Raw genomic sequence first — 17936 nt, 5'->3', positions numbered from 1 at the left:
GGAGGCGCCTCATCGCCCCCTCTCCCCGAGGGGGAGAGGGCTGGGGTGAGGGGGAGAGCGAACACGAATGCGCCCGCCCCGCCGCAGAACGTGGAGCCCCGAAACCGCCGCGCCGAACCGGCGATCTCCGAAGCGACAGGGACAAACGCCGCGCGCGCCTTGTGGCTGCCGGATGCCGGTGCTATGCGGCGCGGATGACCGCAACGCCGCAGACCCATATCCGCAACTTCTCCATCGTCGCCCATATCGACCATGGCAAGTCAACGCTCGCCGACCGGCTGATCCAGCTCACCGGCGGCTTGAGCGAACGCGAGATGACCGAGCAGGTGCTCGACAATATGGATATCGAGCGCGAGCGCGGCATCACCATCAAGGCGCAGACCGTGCGCCTCTCCTACAAGGCCAAGGATGGGGAAACCTATATCCTCAACCTCATCGACACCCCGGGCCACGTGGACTTCGCCTATGAGGTGAACCGCTCGCTCGCGGCGGTGGAAGGTTCGCTCCTGGTGGTGGACGCCTCCCAGGGGGTCGAGGCGCAGACGCTCGCCAACGTCTATCAGGCCATCGACAACAATCACGACATCGTCCCGGTGCTCAACAAGATCGACCTGCCCGCCGCCGAGCCGGAAAAGGTGAAGGCGCAGATCGAGGATGTGATCGGCATCGACGCCTCCGGCGCCATCGGCATCTCGGCCAAGACCGGGCTCAATATCGACCAGGTGCTGGAAGCCATCGTCACCCGCCTGCCGCCCCCGGTGGGCGACCGCGATGCGCCGCTGAAGGCGCTGCTGGTGGATAGCTGGTACGACACCTATCTCGGCGTGGTGGTGCTGGTGCGGGTGGTCGACGGCGTCGTCAGGAAGGGCCAGCGCATCAAGATGATGCGCACCGGCGCCGCCTATGACATGGACCGCGTCGGCGTATTCACCCCCAAGATGGTGGCCATGGAGAGCCTCGGTCCCGGCGAGATCGGCTTTCTCACCGGCTCCATCAAGGAAGTGGCGGAAACCCGCGTCGGCGATACCATCACCGACGAAAAGCACCCGTGCGCCGAGCCGCTGCCGGGCTTCAAGCCGGCCCAGCCGGTGGTGTTCTGCGGCCTGTTTCCCGTCGATGCGGCGGACTTCGAGGATCTGCGCGCCGCCATGGGCAAGCTGCGCCTGAACGACGCCAGCTTCTCGTTCGAGATGGAGACCTCGGCGGCGCTCGGCTTCGGCTTCCGCTGCGGGTTCCTCGGGCTATTGCACCTGGAGATCATCCAGGAGCGACTGGAGCGCGAGTTCAACCTCGACCTGATCGCGACCGCCCCCTCCGTCATCTATGAGATGGAGATGAGCGACGGCACCACGATCGAGCTGCACAACCCGGCCGACATGCCGGACGTGGTGAAGATCAAGGAAATCCGCGAGCCCTGGATCCGCGCGACCATCCTCACCCCGGACGATTATCTCGGCAGCGTGCTCAAGCTCTGCCAGGATCGGCGCGGCAACCAGATCGAGCTGACCTATGTGGGCGCCCGCGCCATGGTCACCTACGACCTGCCGCTGAACGAAGTGGTGTTCGATTTCTATGATCGGCTGAAGTCCATCTCGAAGGGCTATGCCTCGTTCGACTACACCATCACCGATTATCGCGAGGGTGACCTCGTGAAGATGTCGATCCTGGTGAATGCCGAGCCGGTGGATGCGCTCTCCATGCTGGTGCACCGCACCCGCGCCGATCATCGCGGCCGTGCCATGTGCGAGAAGCTGAAGGATCTGATCCCGCAGCATTTGTTCAACATCCCGATCCAGGCCGCCATCGGCGCCAAGGTGATCGCCCGCGAGACCATCAAGGCCCTGCGCAAGGACGTGACCGCCAAATGCTACGGCGGCGACATCTCCCGTAAGCGCAAGCTGTTGGACAAGCAGAAGGAAGGCAAGAAGAAGATGCGCCAGTTCGGGCGCGTCGAGATTCCCCAGGAAGCCTTCATCGCCGCCCTCAAGATGGACGATTGAGCGCGGCCATGTCCCGGTTCGCGCAGCTTTTGCCTGGCGCGCGGAAATGAGGCAGGCTCCACCTCCCGGGACAACCGGGGCCTCAGGAGGATGCCATGGCCAAGTTCGAAGTCTACAAGGACAAAGCTGGCGAATTCCGTTTCCGCTACAAGGCCTCGAACGGCGAGGTGATGTTTTCGTCCGAGGGTTATAAGGCCAAGGCGTCCGCGCTGGCCGCCATCGAGTCCATCAAGAAGAACGCCGCCGAGTCCAAGGTCGAGGACCAGACCGCCGGGTGAGGCTGCACGCGGCGCAACATATCTTTGATGCGCTGCAACATATACGGGAAAAACTTCTCAGTTCAGGGCCTTGCCCCGGACGCACACCTGTCATGGACGGCTGCTAACAGCGCGGGGTCGTCGAGACAGCCGGCAGTCGGGGGGCTGCTGGAGCGGTCGCGCCCGCCCGAGGATGGGATCCCGGCGCGGGCCTCGGTCCGATCCTTTGTCCCTTGCCTCGGGAAAGCTCGACCATGCTCGACCGGTCCTGAAGGGGGCACCGGCCTGTGCCTTTGCGCTGCCGCTCCCGCCGGATAGAGGTTTTTATGGCCCGCCCGCACACTGAAGGTCATCTCATCGCGCGCATCGGTTGGCTCCGCGCCGCCGTGCTCGGCGCCAATGACGGCATCGTCTCCACCGCGAGCCTGATCGTGGGCGTCGCGTCCGCGTCAGCCACCCATTCCGACATTCTGGTTGCCGGCGTCGCCGGCCTGGTTGCCGGCGCCATGTCCATGGCGGCGGGCGAATATGTTTCGGTCAGCTCCCAGTCCGACACCGAAAATGCGGATCTGGCCCGCGAAAAAGCGGAACTGAAGGCCGATCCGGTGGCCGAACGGCGCGAACTCGCCGCCATCTATATCGGCCGTGGCCTTGAGCCCGCGCTCGCCCACCAGGTGGCCGAGCAATTGATGGCGCGCGATCCGCTGGAAGCCCACGCCCGCGACGAGTTGGGCATTTCCGAATTCACCACCGCCCGGCCGATCCAGGCCGCGCTCACATCCGCCGCCTCGTTCTCCGTCGGCGCCATTCTGCCGCTGTTGATGGCAGTGGTCACGCCTGCGACGCTTCAGGTCCCGGTGGTGGCTGGCGCCTCGCTGGTGTTCCTGGCGGTGCTCGGCGCCATTGCGGCCAAGGTCGGCGGTGCGGAAGTGGTGCGGGCCACCGCCCGCGTCACCTTCTGGGGCGCCCTCGCCATGGCCGCCACCGCCGGCATCGGCGCCCTGTTCGGCACCGTGGTGTAGCGTCGACCGGCGCGTCGAGGCTTCGATGCGGATGGAGGGAAGCGCGCGGCGGGCCCGGCCCGCCGCAGTCACAGCCCCGCGCGGCGGGCCAGGACGAAGAGGGCGCCGGCCGTCACCAGCGACGGCAAGGTGGCGCCGAGGTCCGGCAGCAGGGCGCTTATCGCGTGGAAGGTGGCGATGCCGAGGCCCCAGGCGAGGATGCCGGCGATGTTCCAGCCGCCGGCATACCAATAGGCGCCGTGGACGCGGGTGATGTGGTCGATCTTGACCATGCGCTTGCGCACCAGGAAATGGTCGGCCAGTACCACGCCGAACAGCGGCGCAAACACCGAGCTGATCAGCAGCAGGAATCCTTCGTACTGGGCCAGCGGCACCAGCAGCGCGATCAATGTGCACAGGGCGCCGAAGCCGAGCGCGAGGTGGGGCACTGCCGCCGGCACCAGCGTGCCGGTTGAGACCGCCGCCGAGTGGATGTCGGCAAAGGCGTTGTCGGTCTCGTCCAGCAGGATCAGCAGCAGCGCGAGGCCGCCGCCGGCCGCCGCCAGCGCGACCACGATGGTGCCCTCGCCGCCCGAGGCGAGGGCATAGGCCGCGCCAAGCCCGTAGAACCAGATGTTCGCGACGAAATAGCCGATCGCGCTGCCACGGAACATGCCGCCCGAGGATTTGCCGAAGCGGGTATAGTCGGAGATCAGGGGCAGCCAGGAGAGCGGCATGGCCACCACCAGATCGATGGCGCCGCCGAAGCTCATGGCGCCGGTGCCGGGCTTGGCGAACAGGGCGGCGAGGTCGTACTTGGACATCAGCCGCCAGGTGAGCCAGACCGCCGCGCCGAGCAGCAGATAGAGGCCCCAGGCGCGCAGGAAGCGCCGCACGAACGAGACCGGCCCCATGACCGCGATCGCCGTCGCGAGCATGCCGAACAGAAGAGTCCACAGTCCCGGCACGGAGAAGCCGAACGCCTGCTTCGACAAGGCCTCGGCCGCCTCGCCCATGATGATGATCTCGAACGCGCCCCAGCCGACCAGCTGCACCATGTTGATGAGCGTCGGCAGGATCGCCCCGCGCAACCCCAGCGCCGGCCGAAGGCTGGCCATTGCGGACAGGCCGGTGTCGGCGCCGATCACGCCTACGGCCGCGAGCAGAACCACGCCGAGCACGGTGCCGCAGATGATCGCCACGAAGGCGGTGCCGAGGCTGAGCGCGGGCACCAGCAGCGCGCCGGCCTGCAGCACCAGCAGGCCGATGCCGAGGCTGAACCAGAGCGCGAATGCATCGGAGCCGGTGAAGACGCGCCGGTGCGCCGGCACCGGCGTCAAGGGATCATAAGTGGTCGGGGGCGTGTCCATGGATCACTCGGGCGCTGAGGCGGCCCGGCCTCCTGGGAGCCCCGGCGCGCAGGATCTGGCCGCGACGCACGAGGCGACGCGAGGTCGGGTCCATCTAAAGCGCGATTCCCGCCGAGGGAAGCCGTCATCTGCCGTATGGCCAAGCTTTCGCACGTCATTCCCGTGCGCGCCGGCGAATACTCCAGAACAGTTCCAATCTAGGCGAAGGTGAACCTTGCCGCGCCGCCAGTTGGCAGGGGCGGGCTCAGCAGCGCAATCCTGCCGCCTCTCGCGGATCTAAGGTCCTTTGCGGGCTCGACGGCACGCAAAGGACCCCGCAAGTCCGGTTCGGCTCAGCTGCAGCGCACGTAGACCATGGTGCCGTAGCGCTTGGAAATCTCGGGATCGACCCATTTGAGGACCAGGACGTGCCCGTCCCAGCGCAGCACCTGCCGGTCGCGTTCGCCGCCGGCCGGATCCTCGGGCGGGCCGATGAAGGTGGGTCCGCCGGCCGCCTTCGAGACCAGTTCGGTGAGCTTGTTGTCGTCCGCCAGATACATCATGACGCCGCCATTGGGGCCGGCGGTGATGAGATAGGGGTTGCTGCACTGCGCCCGGGCCTGAGTCTCGGTGCGGGCCGCATCCTCGGGGCGGTGGAAGGCGGCGAGGCCGTAGCGGCCGACGAGGCTCGCTGCCGGGATCGGGCTGGTATATTGCGGTGCCGCCGGCGGCGGCGGCTCGGTCGGGCCGGTCGCGCAGGCGCCGAGGCCGAGGCCGCCGATGACGGCCGCGATCAGGCCCAGGCGATAGACGGAAATGGTGGAAGGGCGGCGAAGGCCGGTGCCGCAGGCATCCCCGGCGACGGACCGAACGGCGGACTGAGACATTCACACACTCCGAGGCGAGATCTTACTCGAATACGGCGACCCGCATGCGGCACCGCGCCCCACGGGGAACAGGGCGAGGGGCAACCATAAGGCCTGTTCGGCGCGCCGTCGATGCTTCGACCCGCACACAAAGCCGCGCGATCGCCGCCCCGCGACGCTGTGAGGGTCACTTTACGCGGCGATCTCTTACACATTGGTAAGCCCCTCTGCCTTGACGCGCGCGCATCCGCTCCTTATCTCGGACCCGGATTGGCACTCCCGTCGCGCGAGTGCCAAAGACTGCGGGCCTTCGGCTCGCTCCAATTCAAGAGGATCATGCCCATGTCCTTCCGCCCTTTGCATGACCGCGTGGTCGTGAAGCGCATCGAAGCCGAGCAGAAGACTGCCGGTGGAATCATCATCCCCGACACCGCCAAGGAAAAGCCCCAGGAGGGCGAGGTCGTGGCCGTGGGCCCCGGCGCGCGTGACGACAGCGGCAAGGTTGTCGCGCTCGACGTGAAGGCGGGTGATCGCGTGCTGTTCGGCAAGTGGTCCGGCACCGAAGTGAAGGTGGACGGCCAGGATCTGCTCATCATGAAGGAAAGCGACATCCTCGGCGTCATCGCCTGAGGCTTCGCTCTTTCCCTTCTTCAGGCATAACAATTCAGGAGACGGCACATGGCTGCCAAGGAAGTAAAATTTGCCGGCGATGCCCGCGAGAAGATGCTGCGCGGCGTTGATATCCTCGCCAATGCGGTGAAGGTCACCCTCGGTCCCAAGGGCCGCAACGTGGTGATCGAGAAGAGCTTCGGCGCCCCGCGTATCACCAAGGACGGCGTCACCGTCGCCAAGGAAATCGAGCTGGAAGACAAGTTCGAGAACCTCGGCGCCCAGTTGGTGCGCGAAGTCGCCTCCAAGACCAATGATCTGGCTGGCGACGGCACCACCACCGCCACCGTGCTCGCCCAGGCGATCGTGAAGGAAGGCGCCAAGTCGGTCGCCGCCGGCATGAACCCGATGGATCTCAAGCGCGGCATCGATCTCGCCGTCGCCGCCGCCATCGCCGACATCAAGGGCCGCGCCAAGAAGGTGTCGTCCTCCGCCGAAGTCGCGCAGGTCGGCACGATTTCCGCCAATGGCGACTCGTCCATCGGCGAGATGATCGCCGGCGCCATGCAGCGCGTGGGCAATGAAGGCGTCATCACGGTCGAGGAAGCCAAGACCGCCGAGACCGAACTCGAAGTGGTCGAAGGCATGCAGTTCGACCGCGGCTATCTCTCTCCCTATTTCGTCACCAATGCGGAGAAGATGATTGCCGACCTGGAAGATCCCTACATCCTGATCTTCGAGAAGAAGCTCTCCGGCCTGCAGCCGATCCTGCCCGTTCTCGAAGCCGTCGTTCAGTCCGGCAAGCCGCTGGTGATCGTGGCCGAGGACGTGGAAGGCGAGGCCCTTGCCACGCTGGTGGTGAACAAGCTGCGCGGCGGCCTGAAGGTCGCGGCCGTGAAGGCTCCCGGCTTCGGCGATCGCCGCAAGGCCATGCTGGAGGATATCGCCATCCTCACCGGCGGCCAGGTGATCTCGGAAGATCTCGGCATCAAGCTTGAGAACGTGACGCTGGCCCAGCTCGGCCGCGCCAAGAAGGTCATCCTCGAAAAGGAAAAGACCACCATCGTGGACGGCGTCGGCGAGAAGGCCGACATCGAAGCCCGCGTGAACCAGATCAAGGCGCAGATCGAGGAGACCACCTCGGACTACGATCGCGAGAAGCTCCAGGAGCGTCTGGCGAAGCTGGCCGGTGGCGTCGCCGTCATCCGCGTCGGCGGTTCGACCGAAGTGGAAGTGAAGGAAAAGAAGGATCGCGTCGACGACGCCCTGAACGCCACCCGCGCTGCGGTGGAAGAAGGCATCGTCCCCGGCGGCGGCATCGCCCTGCTGCGCGCCAAGAAGGCCGTCGAGACCCTGACCTCCGACAATTCCGACATCGCCGCCGGCATCAAGATCGTGCTGCGCGCGCTTGAAGCCCCGATCCGCCAGATCGCCGAGAATTCCGGCGTGGAAGGCTCGATCGTGGTGGGCAAGGTGCTGGAATCCAACGACGCCAACTTCGGCTTCAACGCCCAGACCGAAGAATATGTGGACATGATCCAGGCCGGTATCGTCGATCCGGCCAAGGTTGTGCGCACCGCCCTGCAGGACGCGGCCTCCATCGCCGCCCTGATCGTCACCACCGAAGCCCTCATCGCCGAACTGCCCAAGAAGGACAGCGGCATGCCCGCGATGCCGGGCGGCGGCATGGGTGGCATGGGCGGCATGGACTTCTGAGGAAGTCCATCCGACCAAAGCGTTCAAGTGGGAAGCCGGCAGCGCCGGCTTCCGGGCGGCATGGACTTCTGAGGACGTCCAGCCGATCAACTCAGGTCAGGGAAGGGCGTGGCGCGAGCCGCGCCCTTTTTCTTTGAGCAGGCCCGAGAAACCGGCCTGCGCTTTCAAGCCAGCCGCGCCACGCACACCAGCCCAGGCACCGGCGCACCCTTTTCCGTGCGGGTGGAGACCGCCTCCAGCAGGACCGGCGAAAATCCCGCCACCGTGAGCGCCGTTTCCACATAAGCGCGGGCGTGGGCATAGCGCAGCGTGTCGCGCAGGATCATGCCCGTCCCGTCATGGGTCTCCAGCGTGAAGGCCAGCCAGCCCGCCGGCCCAAGGGCGCGGGCCGCCGCGCCGAACACCGGGCCGAGATCGCCGAGATAGCACAGCGCATCCGCCGCCAGCACGAGGTCCGCCCCCGCCGCCGGCCGCGCGTCGAGAAACGCCACCATCTCGCCCGCCTCCAGCTCGGCATAGAGGCCAAGGCCGCGCGCCTTCTCGATCATGGCCGGGGAGAGATCGACCCCGACCAGCACATCGCCCAGCGGGGCGAATAACGGTGCGGCAAGGCCGGTGCCGCAGCCGAGATCCACCATCGTGGGGAAGCGGGGCGGGATGCCCGCGTCCGCGCAGGCGCGGCGCAGCGCGGCCTCCAGCACCTCCGGCCCGCGATAGGCGAGGCGTGCGCGCAGGGCGGTGTCGAAGCGCGGGGCATATTGGTCGAACAAGGTGCGCACGAAGGCCGCAGACATGGCGCCCTCCGGCGCGCGGGCGCCGAGCCGGGCGAGCCGCAGGCCGGCGCCGAGCACATCGGCGTCGTCGCGCGCCAGCGCGCCCTCATAGGCGGCGATCGCGCCCGCGCGGTCGCCGGCCGTCTCGCGCGCCTCGCCCAGCAGGAACCAGGCGGCGAGGAAATGGGGCGCCTCGGCCACGAGGTCGGCGAGCATGCCGGCTGCCGCCTCGGCCTCGCCGTCGGTGAGATAGGCGCGGGCCCAATCGAGCCGGCGGTCGAGCGCGGGATCGCCGGAGGGGGGAACGGAAGAAACGGACACGGTGATCTGCTCTCTGGAAACCGGCGCGGGGGCCTCGCGACAGCGGCTCCAACCCCCATATAACCTGCAACCATGCGTCCGGAAGATCTTCTGCATCCCGCCCCCGGCGGGCTTTATTGCCCGGTGGGGGATTTCTTCATCGATCCGACGCGCGCCGTGCCGCGCGCGCTCATCACCCACGGCCATAGCGACCACGCCCGCGCCGGCCACGGCCATGTGCTGGCGACCCGCGAGACGCTGGACCTGATGGCGATCCGCTACGGGGAAAATTTCGCCGGCGGCACCCAGGCCATCGCCTATGGGGAGAGCGTGGAGATTGCCGGGGTGCGCGTCACCGCCCATCCGGCGGGCCATGTGCTGGGCTCGGCGCAATTCGCGCTCTCCTGGCGCGGCTGCACCATTGTCGCCTCGGGCGATTACAAGGACGCATACGACCCCACCTGCGTCACTTTCGAGCCGGTGCGCTGCCATGTGTTCATCTCGGAGGCGACCTTCGGCCTGCCGGTGTTCCGCCATCCCCTCGCCGCCGCCGAGACCGCGAAGCTGATGAACTCGCTGCATGTGTTTCCCGAGCGGGCGCACATCGTGGGTGCTTATTCGCTCGGCAAGGCGCAGCGCGTCATGGCGCTGCTGCGCGCGGCCGGGCATGACGCCCCGATCTATATCCATGGGGCGCTGGAGAAGATCTCCGCCTATTACCAGCAACGCGGCATCCCGCTCGGCGACCTCCGCCCGGTGAAGACCGCGCCGAAAGCCGAATTCGCCGGGGCCGTGGTGATCGCGCCGCCCACCTCCATCACCGACATCTGGTCGCGCAAGTTTCCCGAGCCGGTGGCCGCCTTCGCCTCCGGCTGGATGCGGGTGCGCGCCCGCGCCCGCCAGCGCGGCATCGAACTGCCGCTGGTGATTTCCGACCACGCGGACTGGGACGGGCTGACCGGCGCCATCACCGCCACCGGCTGCGCGGAAGTGTGGGTGACCCATGGCGCCGAGGATGCGCTGGTGCATTGGGCCATGACCCGGCAATTGCGCGCCAAGCCGCTGCACATGGTGGGCTATGGCGAGGAGGAGGAGGCAGCCCCGCCGCCGCCCCCGGAGGCGGCGCCATGAACCGCTTCGCCGCTTTGCTGGATCGCCTGTCGTATGAGGGTGGGCGCAATGCCAAGATCCGCCTGATGGCAGATTATTTCGCCACCACGCCGGACCCGGAGCGCGGCATCGCGCTCGCCGCGCTCACCGGCGCGCTCTCCTTCACCAATGCCAAGCCGGGCCTGGTGCGGGCGCTGATCCTGGAACGGGCGGACCCGACCTTGTTCGCCATGTCCTATGATTATGTCGGCGACCTCTCCGAGACCGTCGCGCTCATGTGGCCTGTGCCGGAAGGTACCGCCGCGCCGGACCACGCGCCGCTCTTGTCGGAGATCGTCCATGGCCTGGAAACCTTGCCCAAGCGCGCCTTGCCCGGCCAGCTCGCGCACTGGCTGGACGGGCTCGACGATACCGGCCGCTGGGCGCTGCTGAAGCTGATCACCGGCGCGCTTCGCGTGGGCGCCTCGGCGCGCCTCGCCAAGACCGCGGTGGCCTCGCTCGGCGGCCTTGCGCCCGACGAGGTGGAGCTGGTCTGGCCGGGCCTTGCCGCGCCCTATCTCGATCTGTTCGCCTGGGTGGAAGGCCGCGCGCCCCGGCCGGAAAATCTCGATCCCGCCCCGTTCCGCCCGGTGATGTTGTCCCACGCCATCGAGGACGCCGACTTTTCCAATCTGGACCCCGCCGATTTCACCGCCGAATGGAAATGGGACGGCATCCGCATCCAGGCGGTCGCTGGCGTTTCACCCGAGGGCGAGAAGATCGTGCGGCTTTATTCCCGCACCGGCGAGGACATCTCGCCCGCCTTTCCCGATCTTGTCGAGGCGCTGGATTTCGAGGGCGCCATGGATGGGGAATTGCTGGTGGTGCGGGACGGGCGGGTGCAATCCTTCAACGTGCTCCAGCAGCGGCTGAACCGGAAGACCGTGACCGCCAAGATGCTGCGGGAATTTCCCGCCCACATGCGGGCCTATGATTTGCTGGTGGAGGCGGGGGAAGACCTGCGCGACCAGCCCTTCGCCGCGCGCCGCGCCCGCCTCGCGGCGCTGATCGCCCGCACCGCCACGCCGCGTCTCGACCTCTCGCCCGTGATCCCGTTCGCGAACTGGGAGGCGCTCGCCGCCGCCCGCGCCGATCCCGCCTGCGCCGGAGCCGGGGTGGATGCCGAGGCGGTGGAAGGGGTGATGCTGAAGCGCGCCGACAGCCTTTACCTGCCCGGCCGGCCCAAGGGCCCCTGGTGGAAATGGAAGCGCGATCCCCACACGGTGGATGCGGTGCTGATGTATGCCCAGCGCGGGCATGGCAAGCGCTCGTCTTATTATTCCGACTACACCTTCGGCGTGTGGACCGTGGCCGAAGGGGTGGAAACTTTGGTGCCTGTGGGCAAGGCCTATTTCGGCTTCACCGACGAGGAATTGCTGGCGATCGACAAATTCGTGCGGGAGGCCACCGTCAACCGGTTCGGCCCGGTGCGTGAGGTGGTGCACGAGCCGGACGCGGGGCTGGTGCTGGAGATCGCGTTCGAGGGCCTCGCCCGCTCCACCCGCCATCGCTCCGGGGTGGCCATGCGCTTTCCCCGCGTCGCCCGCCTGCGCTGGGACAAGCCGCCGCGCGAGGCCGACCGGCTGGAGACGCTGGAGAAGCTTTTGGGGGCGGAGGGGTGAGCTTATGCCCAAGCCCGCGCGGCGCCTGAGCATTGCCCGCTCGGCACCGGTCGAAGGTCGGGACCGTTGGTATTATTGCGTCGCCCAGATGATGCGGGCGACCCAGAGCACCTCGGTGGCCGGGATCTGGCGGTCCTCATATTCGGGATTGAGCGAGCGCAGATCCACCGTGCGCGGCGTCATGCGCACCAATTCCTTGGCCAGCACCTCGCCGTCGCGGGTCTTCACCACCACCCGGTCGCCTCGGCGCGGCTTGGCGGCGGGGGAGACGATCACCACGTCCCCCTCGCGATACAGCGGCTGCATGGAATCGCCGGCGATCTCCAGGGCATAGGCATGCTCGTCGCCGACCTCGGGGAACAGCAGTTCGTCCCAGCCGGCGCCGACCGGAAAGCCGGCATCGTCGAAGAAGCCGCCCTTGCCCGCCTGGGCAAAGCCGATGCGCGGGATGGTGCGGACCGGCCGCTCGGGCAAGGGCAGGTCCTCGACGAAAGCCGGACGGTGGTTAGCCGGGTCGCCATTGCCGTCCAGCAGAGCGGTGAAATCGTCGATGCTGGCGCCGGTGGCGGCCAGCACCTTGGCCAGGCTCTCGGTTGAAGGCCAGCGCGGTCGCCCGTCCGGCGTGATTCGCTTCGAGCGGTTGAACGCGGTCGAATCGAGGCCCGCCCGCTTGGCGAGCGCCGAAGCGGAAAGCCCATGCTGTGCGGCGAGGCGATCGAGCGCGCCCCAGACTTGACCATGAGTGAGCATGCGCATCCTGTCGACGCAAACCGGCCGGTATCCTCAGGCAAAAGGAGGTATCTCCCTCCGCACCGGGACGCGGCCGCAGTGGCGAACGGTTCCGAAACTGAACATCACCGAAAAACACGTGGAACAATAGGAAAATAGGTGCGAAAAGCGCAGAAGTCCAGGAATTAAGTCCGGTTCTTCTCGGTGGGAAGGCAGATATCGGGTGGCGCGACCCCTCGCCTCGCGCTACATGGCAGCATGATCCAACGCGACCGTTTCATCTTCAAGATCTGTTCTTTCCCTTTGTGGAAAGCTGCGGAAACCGCCGGCCGGTTCGATGGCGCGCCGGTGGACCATGCCGACGGCTACATCCATTTTTCCACCGCCGCACAGGCCCGCGAAACCGCCGCCAAGCACTTCGCAGGACAGGAGAATCTGCTGCTGATCGCGGTCGAGGCACAGGCGCTGGGTGACGCCCTGAAGTGGGAGGTGTCGCGCGGCGGCGCCCTGTTTCCCCACCTTTATGCCCCGCTTGCCCTTTCCGCCGTCGCCTGGGTCAGGCCGCTGCCCCTCGGCGGGGACGGGGTTCACGTATTTCCCCCTGAAATGATAGAGGCTTAATTCAAGTCCACGCCTCGGCTGCCGGTGTCTTCCCCGCCGGTCTCGGAGCGCTGCGGGCGGGCCATGAGCGCATCGATTGCCTCGGCAATGGTGAGCCGGCCCGCCAAAACCGCATCCACGGCCGTGCAGATGGGCATGTCGATCGTCTGCGCCCGCGCCATTTCCACCAGAACGCTGGCGGTATAGGCGCCCTCCGCCAGCTTGCCCTCGGCGGGGCGCCCCTCGCCCAGGGCCAGGCCGAGCGCGAAATTGCGCGATTGCGGGCCGGAGGCGGTGAGGATCAGGTCGCCGAGCCCGGCAAGGCCGGTCAGGGTCTGCGCCTGTGCGCCGAACGCCCGGCCGAAGCGCACCAGCTCGGCAAAGCCGCGCGCGGTCAAGGCGGCGCCGGCGCTGGCGCCGAGCCGCCGCCCCGCGACGATGCCGGCGGCGATGGCGAGCACATTCTTCGCCGCCCCGCCAATCTCGACGCCGCGCACATCGGTGGAATGGTAGAGACGGAAGGTCGGTCCGCCGAGCGCGTCCGCCAAGCGCTGGGCGAGATCGGCATCGGCGGCGGCGAGTGTGACGGCGGTGGGCAGACCGGCCGCCACGTCATGGGCAAAGCTCGGGCCGGAGAGCACTGCGGGACGGCCCTGCGGCAGGGCCGCGGCGATCACCTCGCTCATGAAGGCGCGGGTGCCGCGCTCGATCCCCTTGGCGCAGGAGACGAGCGGCGTGCCCGGCGCGACGCGCGGTGCGAGATCGGCCAGCACGGCGCGCATCGCCTGTGCTGGAACCACCAGCAGCAGCGCCTCGCACAAGATCAGATCGTCCAGCCGAGCGGTCGCGCGGACCCCCGATTCCAGCGCAATGCCCGGCAGGCCGCGCAGGTTCTCGCGCCGCGCCTCCATGTCCGCCGCCTGTGCGGCATCGCGCGTATAGAGCGTCACCGTCCGGCCGGCGCGGGCCGCGACATTCGCCAGCGCCGTGCCCCAGGCACCGGCGCCCACCACGCCGATGTGGGCGAAATCGGATTCGGGCAGCGCCATGCCTCAAGCCTTGGCGCCGGTGGAGGCAGGATCGAGCGGCCAGCGCGCGCGCGGGCTGATGGTCAAGGGATCGGTGAGCCCGCGCGACAGCCGCTCGGCCCCCGCCCAGGCGATCATGGCGCCGTTGTCGGTGCACAATTCCGGCGGCGGCACCGCCATGCGCGTGCCGAGATCGACCGCCGTGCGCTGCAGTGCCTCGCGAATCGCGCCATTGGCGCCGACCCCGCCCGCCACCACCAAAGCGGTCGGCCCGCACCCGACGAGATCGCGGAACGCGCGTGCCCCGGCCCGCACCCGGTCGGCGATCAGGTCCACCACCGCCGCCTGGAACGAGGCGCACAGGTCATAAACGTCCTGGTCCGAGAGCGGCGCGAGGCGGTCCGCCTCCAGCCGCACGGCTGTCTTGAGGCCCGACAGGGAGAAGTTCGGCTCGCGCCGCCCGAGCATGGGACGGGGAAAGGCAAAGCGATGGGCATCGCCGAGCAGCGCCATCTGCTCCACCTGAGGGCCGCCGGGATAGGGCAGGCTCAGCATCTTCGCGATTTTGTCGAAGGCTTCGCCCACGGCATCGTCCAACGTGGTGCCGAGCCGGCGATAGCGGCCCACATCCTCGACCGCCAGCAATTGGGTATGGCCGCCGGAGACCAGCAGCAGCAGATAGGGAAAGGCGACGCCGTCGGTGAGGCGGGCGGTGAGCGCGTGGGCTTCGAGATGATTCACCGCCACCAGCGGGCGCCGCGTGGACAAGGCGATGGCCTTCGCCGTTGTGAGGCCGACGATGACCCCGCCGATCAGCCCCGGCCCGGCGGCGGCGGCCACGGCGGCGAGGTTCGAGAAATTCAGCCCGGCCGCGCGCATGGCCTCGGCGATGACGACGTCGAGCACCTCCACATGGGCGCGCGCCGCAATCTCCGGCACCACGCCGCCATAGGGGGAATGCTCCTCCACCTGGGTGCGGATGACATTGGAGAGCACATGGCCGGCCCCGGAAGGCGAGCGCGCCACCACGGCGGCCGAGGTCTCGTCGCACGTGGTCTCGATGCCGAGCACCAGCAGATCCGCCACTTTTTCCTCCAGACCGGCGCCGCCGCCGGGAGCGCTGCGGCCTGCGCCGCCACGCCGCTCTATGCCATTGCGATTCCGGCTATCATTGTACGCGCCAATGACACAAGAGACGAACCCCTCCCCCATGTCCTTTTCCGCCGACTCCATCTCCGCCGAACATTCGCCCCGCCTCATCATCGGCACGCGCGGCAGCCCCCTGGCGCTGTGGCAGGCCCACGCGGTGCGCGACGCCCTCGCCACGGCTCTCGCGCGCCCGGCGGAAACCATCGTCATTGAAGTCATCCGCACCTCCGGCGACGCGATTCAGGATCGCGCCCTCTCGGAAGCCGGCGGCAAGGGCCTGTTCACCAAGGAGATCGAGGACGCGCTGCTGGATGGGCGGATCGATCTTGCGGTTCATTCTGCGAAGGATGTGGCGACCTATCTGCCTGAGGGGCTGCATCTCGCGGGCTATCTCCCGCGCGCCGACGTGCGCGACGCGCTGATCTTGCGCGAAGGGGCGGGCCTTTCCGATCTGAAGCCGGGGGCAATCATCGGCACCGCATCGCTGCGGCGCGAGGCGCAATTGCGCCGGAAACGGCCGGACCTCGACGTCCGCCTGTTGCGCGGCAATGTGCAGACCCGTCTCTCCAAGGTGCGCTCCGGCACGTTCGACGGCACGTTGCTGGCCCTTGCCGGCCTGACACGCCTCGGCCTCGCCCACGAGGCCAGCGCCATTCTGGAGACACAGGATTTTCTCCCGGCCGTGGGGCAGGGCGCGGTGGCGATCGAATGCCGAATCGCGGACGCCCCCACCAATGGCGCCATCGCCGCCATCGCCTGCCGCGCCACCGGCATCGCGCTCGCGGCCGAGCGGGCCTTCCTCGCGGCCCTAGACGGCTCGTGCCGCACGCCCATCGCGGCGCTCGCAACCCTGGAGGGCGAGCAGGTGCGGCTGCGCGGATTGGTGCTCGCTCCCGACGGGCGCGACAGCGCCGAAGCGGAGGCGGTCGCTCCGATTGCCGACGCGGCGCGTCTCGGCGCGGACATGGGAGCAGGGTTGCGGACGAGCGCACCCGCGCGCGCCCTCAGACTTTAGCCGGCTTTTAAGCAGATTAGCCGGCTTAAAGAAGAGTCTGAACGGCAAGGCCGAACGCTCGGCGCCCGCTCACAGCATCGAGGGCAGGACGCGGTCGGGCGGGCGGTGCCCGTCCATGAAGGTCTTGATATTGACGATGACCTTCTCGCCCATGTCGATGCGGCCTTCCAAAGTGGCCGAGCCCATGTGGGGCAGCAGCACCACCTTGCCCTGGCGGGCGAGCTTCACCAGCTTCGGGTTCACCGCCGGCTCGTGCTCAAACACGTCGAGACCGGCGCCCGCGAGCTCGCCGGCTTCCAGCATGCGGGTCAGGGCGTTCTCGTCGATCACCTCGCCGCGCGCCGTGTTCACCACATAGGCGTCCCGCTTCAGCAGCTTGAGGCGGCGGGCGGAGAGCAGATGATAGGTGGCCGGCGTGTGCGGGCAATTGATGGAGACGATGTCCATGCGGGCCAGCATCTGGTCCAGGCTTTCCCAATAGGTCGCTTCCAGCGCCTCTTCGGTCGCGGCGGGCAGGTGGCGGCGATTGTGATAGTGGATCTGCAGGCCGAACGCCTTGGCGCGGCGCGCCACCGCCTGGCCGATGCGCCCCATGCCGACGATGCCGAGGCGCTTGCCCCAGATGCGCCGGCCGAGCATCCATGTGGGCGCCCAGCCGTTCCATTCCTCCGGATCGGAGGTGATGACCTGCGCGCCTTCGGCGAGCCGGCGCGGCACGGCGAGGATCAGCGCCATTGTCATGTCGGCGGTATCCTCGGTGAGGACCCCCGGCGTGTTGGTGACGGTGATTCCGCGCGCCAAGGCGCTCGCCACGTCAATGTGATCGACGCCGTTGGAGAAGCTGGCGATGAGCCGCAGGTTCTCGCCGGCCTGCGACAGGACTGACGAATCAATCTCGTCGGTCACGGTCGGCACCAGCACGTCGGCGGTGCGCACGGCTTCCACCAACGCGGCGTGATCCATGGGCACGTCGTCGACGTTCAGACGCGCGTCGAACAGTTCACGCATCCGCGTCTCGACCGTGTCGGGCAGCTTCCGCGTGACGACGACGAGGGGTTTACGACGCGCCATAATCTTCCCCGTTCCCGGTTTCTTAACCCTTCTCGTCCCGTCTAGCAGACAGACGGGGAAACACAAAGGGTATGCGCGCAGCGACCCTTGACGATGCCCGGGTGCAGGCGCACTTCAGGCACGCGATCTCACGGAGCGGAGAGGATCAGCAAATCATGCAGGCGAGCAAAGGTCAGGCCCTTCCGGCATTCGCGATGGCTCTTCTGCTGATGGTGGCGTCACTCCTTTCCCTTTCGGGACCCGCCAGCGCGGCCGACGATAGCGGCACCGGGCTACCGGTCCCCCGCTTCGTTTCGCTGAAGGCCGACAAGGTAAACGTGCGCACCGGGCCCAATAAGGACCAGGACGTCTCGTGGATCTTCTCGCGCGCCGGCCTGCCGGTGGAGATCACCGCGGAGTTCGAGACCTGGCGCCGCATCCGCGACGTGGATGGCTCGGAGGGCTGGGTGTATCACTCGATGCTCTCGGGCCGGCGGACCGCCCTCGTCGCGCCATGGCTGAAGACCGGCACGGCGGTGCTGCGTGACCGTGGCGATCCGAGCGCGCGCGCCACCGCCCAATTGGAGCCGCGGGTCCTGGCGAGCGTGAAGTCCTGCGATGGCAAATGGTGCCGCATCACCGGGCCGGGCTTCGACGGCTTCATCGAGCAGGGCAATCTGTGGGGGGTCTATCCCAACGAAAAGGTGGATTGAGGCAGGAGGC

17 protein-coding genes are annotated in these 17936 nt (G+C 67.9%); 10 read left to right on the top strand and 7 right to left on the bottom strand.

Going from position 1 to position 17936, the window contains the following annotated elements; genetic code table 11:
• Positions 1-194 precede the first annotated feature (194 nt).
• The 3 genes from lepA (at position 195) to V5F77_RS01555 (ending at position 3279) form a co-directional block, all read left to right on the top strand.
• Positions 195-2000, top strand: a complete 1806-nt coding sequence (lepA, locus tag V5F77_RS01565; protein ID WP_429003546.1) for a translation elongation factor 4 — start codon at positions 195-197, stop codon at positions 1998-2000.
• Between the two features lie 95 nt (positions 2001-2095).
• A complete protein-coding gene (locus tag V5F77_RS01560) occupies positions 2096-2278 on the top strand; it encodes a YegP family protein (RefSeq protein WP_429003545.1) in 183 nt (60 codons plus the stop codon).
• A 305-nt stretch (positions 2279-2583) separates the two neighbouring features.
• Positions 2584-3279 (top strand): VIT1/CCC1 transporter family protein, encoded by a 696-nt coding sequence (locus V5F77_RS01555; RefSeq protein WP_429003544.1) that lies wholly within the window; start codon positions 2584-2586, stop codon positions 3277-3279.
• A gap of 68 nt (positions 3280-3347) precedes the next feature.
• Here V5F77_RS01555 and cytX read toward each other — a convergent pair whose 3' ends face one another.
• Together cytX and V5F77_RS01545 are read right to left on the bottom strand one after the other, a co-directional pair.
• Positions 3348-4628 (bottom strand): putative hydroxymethylpyrimidine transporter CytX, encoded by a 1281-nt coding sequence (gene cytX, locus V5F77_RS01550; protein ID WP_429003543.1) that lies wholly within the window; start codon positions 4626-4628, stop codon positions 3348-3350.
• A 332-nt stretch (positions 4629-4960) separates the two neighbouring features.
• Positions 4961-5494 carry a hypothetical protein gene (locus V5F77_RS01545; protein WP_429003542.1) on the bottom strand — a complete coding sequence of 178 codons (534 nt, stop codon included), beginning with the start codon at positions 5492-5494 and terminating at the stop codon, positions 4961-4963.
• Positions 5495-5815: 321 nt separating this feature from the next.
• Between V5F77_RS01545 and groES the strand changes: the two genes are divergently transcribed.
• Positions 5816-6103: a co-chaperone GroES gene (gene groES / locus V5F77_RS01540; RefSeq protein ID WP_394079120.1), complete on the top strand. Its 288-nt coding sequence runs from the start codon at positions 5816-5818 to the stop codon at positions 6101-6103.
• A gap of 48 nt (positions 6104-6151) precedes the next feature.
• A complete protein-coding gene (groL, locus tag V5F77_RS01535; RefSeq protein WP_429003541.1) occupies positions 6152-7798 on the top strand; it encodes a chaperonin GroEL in 1647 nt (548 codons plus the stop codon).
• 164 nt (positions 7799-7962) lie between these two features.
• Here the strand turns inward: groL and V5F77_RS01530 are convergent, their stop codons facing one another.
• Complete coding sequence (locus V5F77_RS01530; RefSeq protein WP_429003540.1) at positions 7963-8892, bottom strand: methyltransferase domain-containing protein; 930 nt, start codon at positions 8890-8892, stop codon at positions 7963-7965.
• A gap of 72 nt (positions 8893-8964) precedes the next feature.
• Between V5F77_RS01530 and V5F77_RS01525 the strand changes: the two genes are divergently transcribed.
• Both V5F77_RS01525 and V5F77_RS01520 read left to right on the top strand, forming a co-directional pair.
• On the top strand, positions 8965-10002 hold the full coding sequence (locus V5F77_RS01525) for a ligase-associated DNA damage response exonuclease (RefSeq protein WP_429003539.1): 1038 nt from the start codon (positions 8965-8967) through the stop codon (positions 10000-10002).
• Positions 9999-11642 carry a cisplatin damage response ATP-dependent DNA ligase gene (locus tag V5F77_RS01520; protein ID WP_429003538.1) on the top strand — a complete coding sequence of 548 codons (1644 nt, stop codon included), beginning with the start codon at positions 9999-10001 and terminating at the stop codon, positions 11640-11642. The genes V5F77_RS01525 and V5F77_RS01520 overlap by 4 nt, the downstream gene beginning before the upstream one ends.
• Positions 11643-11714: 72 nt before the next feature.
• Here V5F77_RS01520 and V5F77_RS01515 read toward each other — a convergent pair whose 3' ends face one another.
• A complete protein-coding gene (locus V5F77_RS01515; protein ID WP_429003537.1) occupies positions 11715-12392 on the bottom strand; it encodes a S24 family peptidase in 678 nt (225 codons plus the stop codon).
• Between the two features lie 237 nt (positions 12393-12629).
• On the opposite strand from V5F77_RS01515, the gene V5F77_RS01510 reads away from it, so the two are divergent.
• Positions 12630-12992, top strand: coding sequence for a DUF952 domain-containing protein (locus tag V5F77_RS01510; protein ID WP_429003536.1), 363 nt, complete (start codon positions 12630-12632; stop codon positions 12990-12992).
• On the opposite strand, the gene V5F77_RS01505 is transcribed toward V5F77_RS01510, so the two are convergent.
• The gene (locus tag V5F77_RS01505; protein ID WP_429003535.1) at positions 12989-14020 is read right to left on the bottom strand and encodes an NAD(P)H-dependent glycerol-3-phosphate dehydrogenase; all 1032 of its coding nucleotides are present in this window, start codon (positions 14018-14020) and stop codon (positions 12989-12991) included. The two genes, V5F77_RS01510 and V5F77_RS01505, sit on opposite strands and share 4 nt — an antisense overlap.
• A gap of 3 nt (positions 14021-14023) precedes the next feature.
• Positions 14024-15085, bottom strand: a complete 1062-nt coding sequence (gene tsaD, locus V5F77_RS01500) for a tRNA (adenosine(37)-N6)-threonylcarbamoyltransferase complex transferase subunit TsaD (protein ID WP_429003682.1) — start codon at positions 15083-15085, stop codon at positions 14024-14026.
• Positions 15086-15209: 124 nt separating this feature from the next.
• On the opposite strand from tsaD, the gene hemC reads away from it, so the two are divergent.
• On the top strand, positions 15210-16163 hold the full coding sequence (gene hemC, locus V5F77_RS01495; RefSeq protein ID WP_429003534.1) for a hydroxymethylbilane synthase: 954 nt from the start codon (positions 15210-15212) through the stop codon (positions 16161-16163).
• Between the two features lie 69 nt (positions 16164-16232).
• Here hemC and V5F77_RS01490 read toward each other — a convergent pair whose 3' ends face one another.
• On the bottom strand, positions 16233-17234 hold the full coding sequence (locus V5F77_RS01490; protein ID WP_429003533.1) for a 2-hydroxyacid dehydrogenase: 1002 nt from the start codon (positions 17232-17234) through the stop codon (positions 16233-16235).
• A gap of 155 nt (positions 17235-17389) precedes the next feature.
• Here V5F77_RS01490 and V5F77_RS01485 point away from each other — a divergent pair, with 155 nt between their 5' ends.
• Positions 17390-17926 (top strand): SH3 domain-containing protein, encoded by a 537-nt coding sequence (locus V5F77_RS01485; protein WP_429003532.1) that lies wholly within the window; start codon positions 17390-17392, stop codon positions 17924-17926.
• Positions 17927-17936: the final 10 nt, after the last annotated feature.

The organism is Roseixanthobacter psychrophilus (genome assembly GCF_043195195.1).
GTDB lineage: Bacteria > Pseudomonadota > Alphaproteobacteria > Rhizobiales > Xanthobacteraceae > NCEH01.
Note: the sequence above shows the minus strand (reverse complement) of the source record. Positions and strands in the feature narration are given on the sequence as shown.

What these genes read in the sequence shown, in the direction of transcription:
- lepA (WP_429003546.1), top strand. Translation starts at nt 195, where the DNA reads ATGACCGCAACGCCGCAGACCCATATCCGCAACTTCTCCATCGTCGCC.
- V5F77_RS01560 (WP_429003545.1), top strand. Translation starts at nt 2,096, where the DNA reads ATGGCCAAGTTCGAAGTCTACAAGGACAAAGCTGGCGAATTCCGTTTC.
- V5F77_RS01555 (WP_429003544.1), top strand. Translation starts at nt 2,584, where the DNA reads ATGGCCCGCCCGCACACTGAAGGTCATCTCATCGCGCGCATCGGTTGG.
- cytX (WP_429003543.1), bottom strand. Translation starts at nt 4,628, where the DNA reads ATGGACACGCCCCCGACCACTTATGATCCCTTGACGCCGGTGCCGGCG.
- V5F77_RS01545 (WP_429003542.1), bottom strand. Translation starts at nt 5,494, where the DNA reads ATGTCTCAGTCCGCCGTTCGGTCCGTCGCCGGGGATGCCTGCGGCACC.
- groES (WP_394079120.1), top strand. Translation starts at nt 5,816, where the DNA reads ATGTCCTTCCGCCCTTTGCATGACCGCGTGGTCGTGAAGCGCATCGAA.
- groL (WP_429003541.1), top strand. Translation starts at nt 6,152, where the DNA reads ATGGCTGCCAAGGAAGTAAAATTTGCCGGCGATGCCCGCGAGAAGATG.
- V5F77_RS01525 (WP_429003539.1), top strand. Translation starts at nt 8,965, where the DNA reads ATGCGTCCGGAAGATCTTCTGCATCCCGCCCCCGGCGGGCTTTATTGC.
- V5F77_RS01520 (WP_429003538.1), top strand. Translation starts at nt 9,999, where the DNA reads ATGAACCGCTTCGCCGCTTTGCTGGATCGCCTGTCGTATGAGGGTGGG.
- V5F77_RS01515 (WP_429003537.1), bottom strand. Translation starts at nt 12,392, where the DNA reads ATGCTCACTCATGGTCAAGTCTGGGGCGCGCTCGATCGCCTCGCCGCA.
- V5F77_RS01510 (WP_429003536.1), top strand. Translation starts at nt 12,630, where the DNA reads ATGATCCAACGCGACCGTTTCATCTTCAAGATCTGTTCTTTCCCTTTG.
- V5F77_RS01505 (WP_429003535.1), bottom strand. Translation starts at nt 14,020, where the DNA reads ATGGCGCTGCCCGAATCCGATTTCGCCCACATCGGCGTGGTGGGCGCC.
- hemC (WP_429003534.1), top strand. Translation starts at nt 15,210, where the DNA reads ATGTCCTTTTCCGCCGACTCCATCTCCGCCGAACATTCGCCCCGCCTC.
- V5F77_RS01490 (WP_429003533.1), bottom strand. Translation starts at nt 17,234, where the DNA reads ATGGCGCGTCGTAAACCCCTCGTCGTCGTCACGCGGAAGCTGCCCGAC.
- V5F77_RS01485 (WP_429003532.1), top strand. Translation starts at nt 17,390, where the DNA reads ATGCAGGCGAGCAAAGGTCAGGCCCTTCCGGCATTCGCGATGGCTCTT.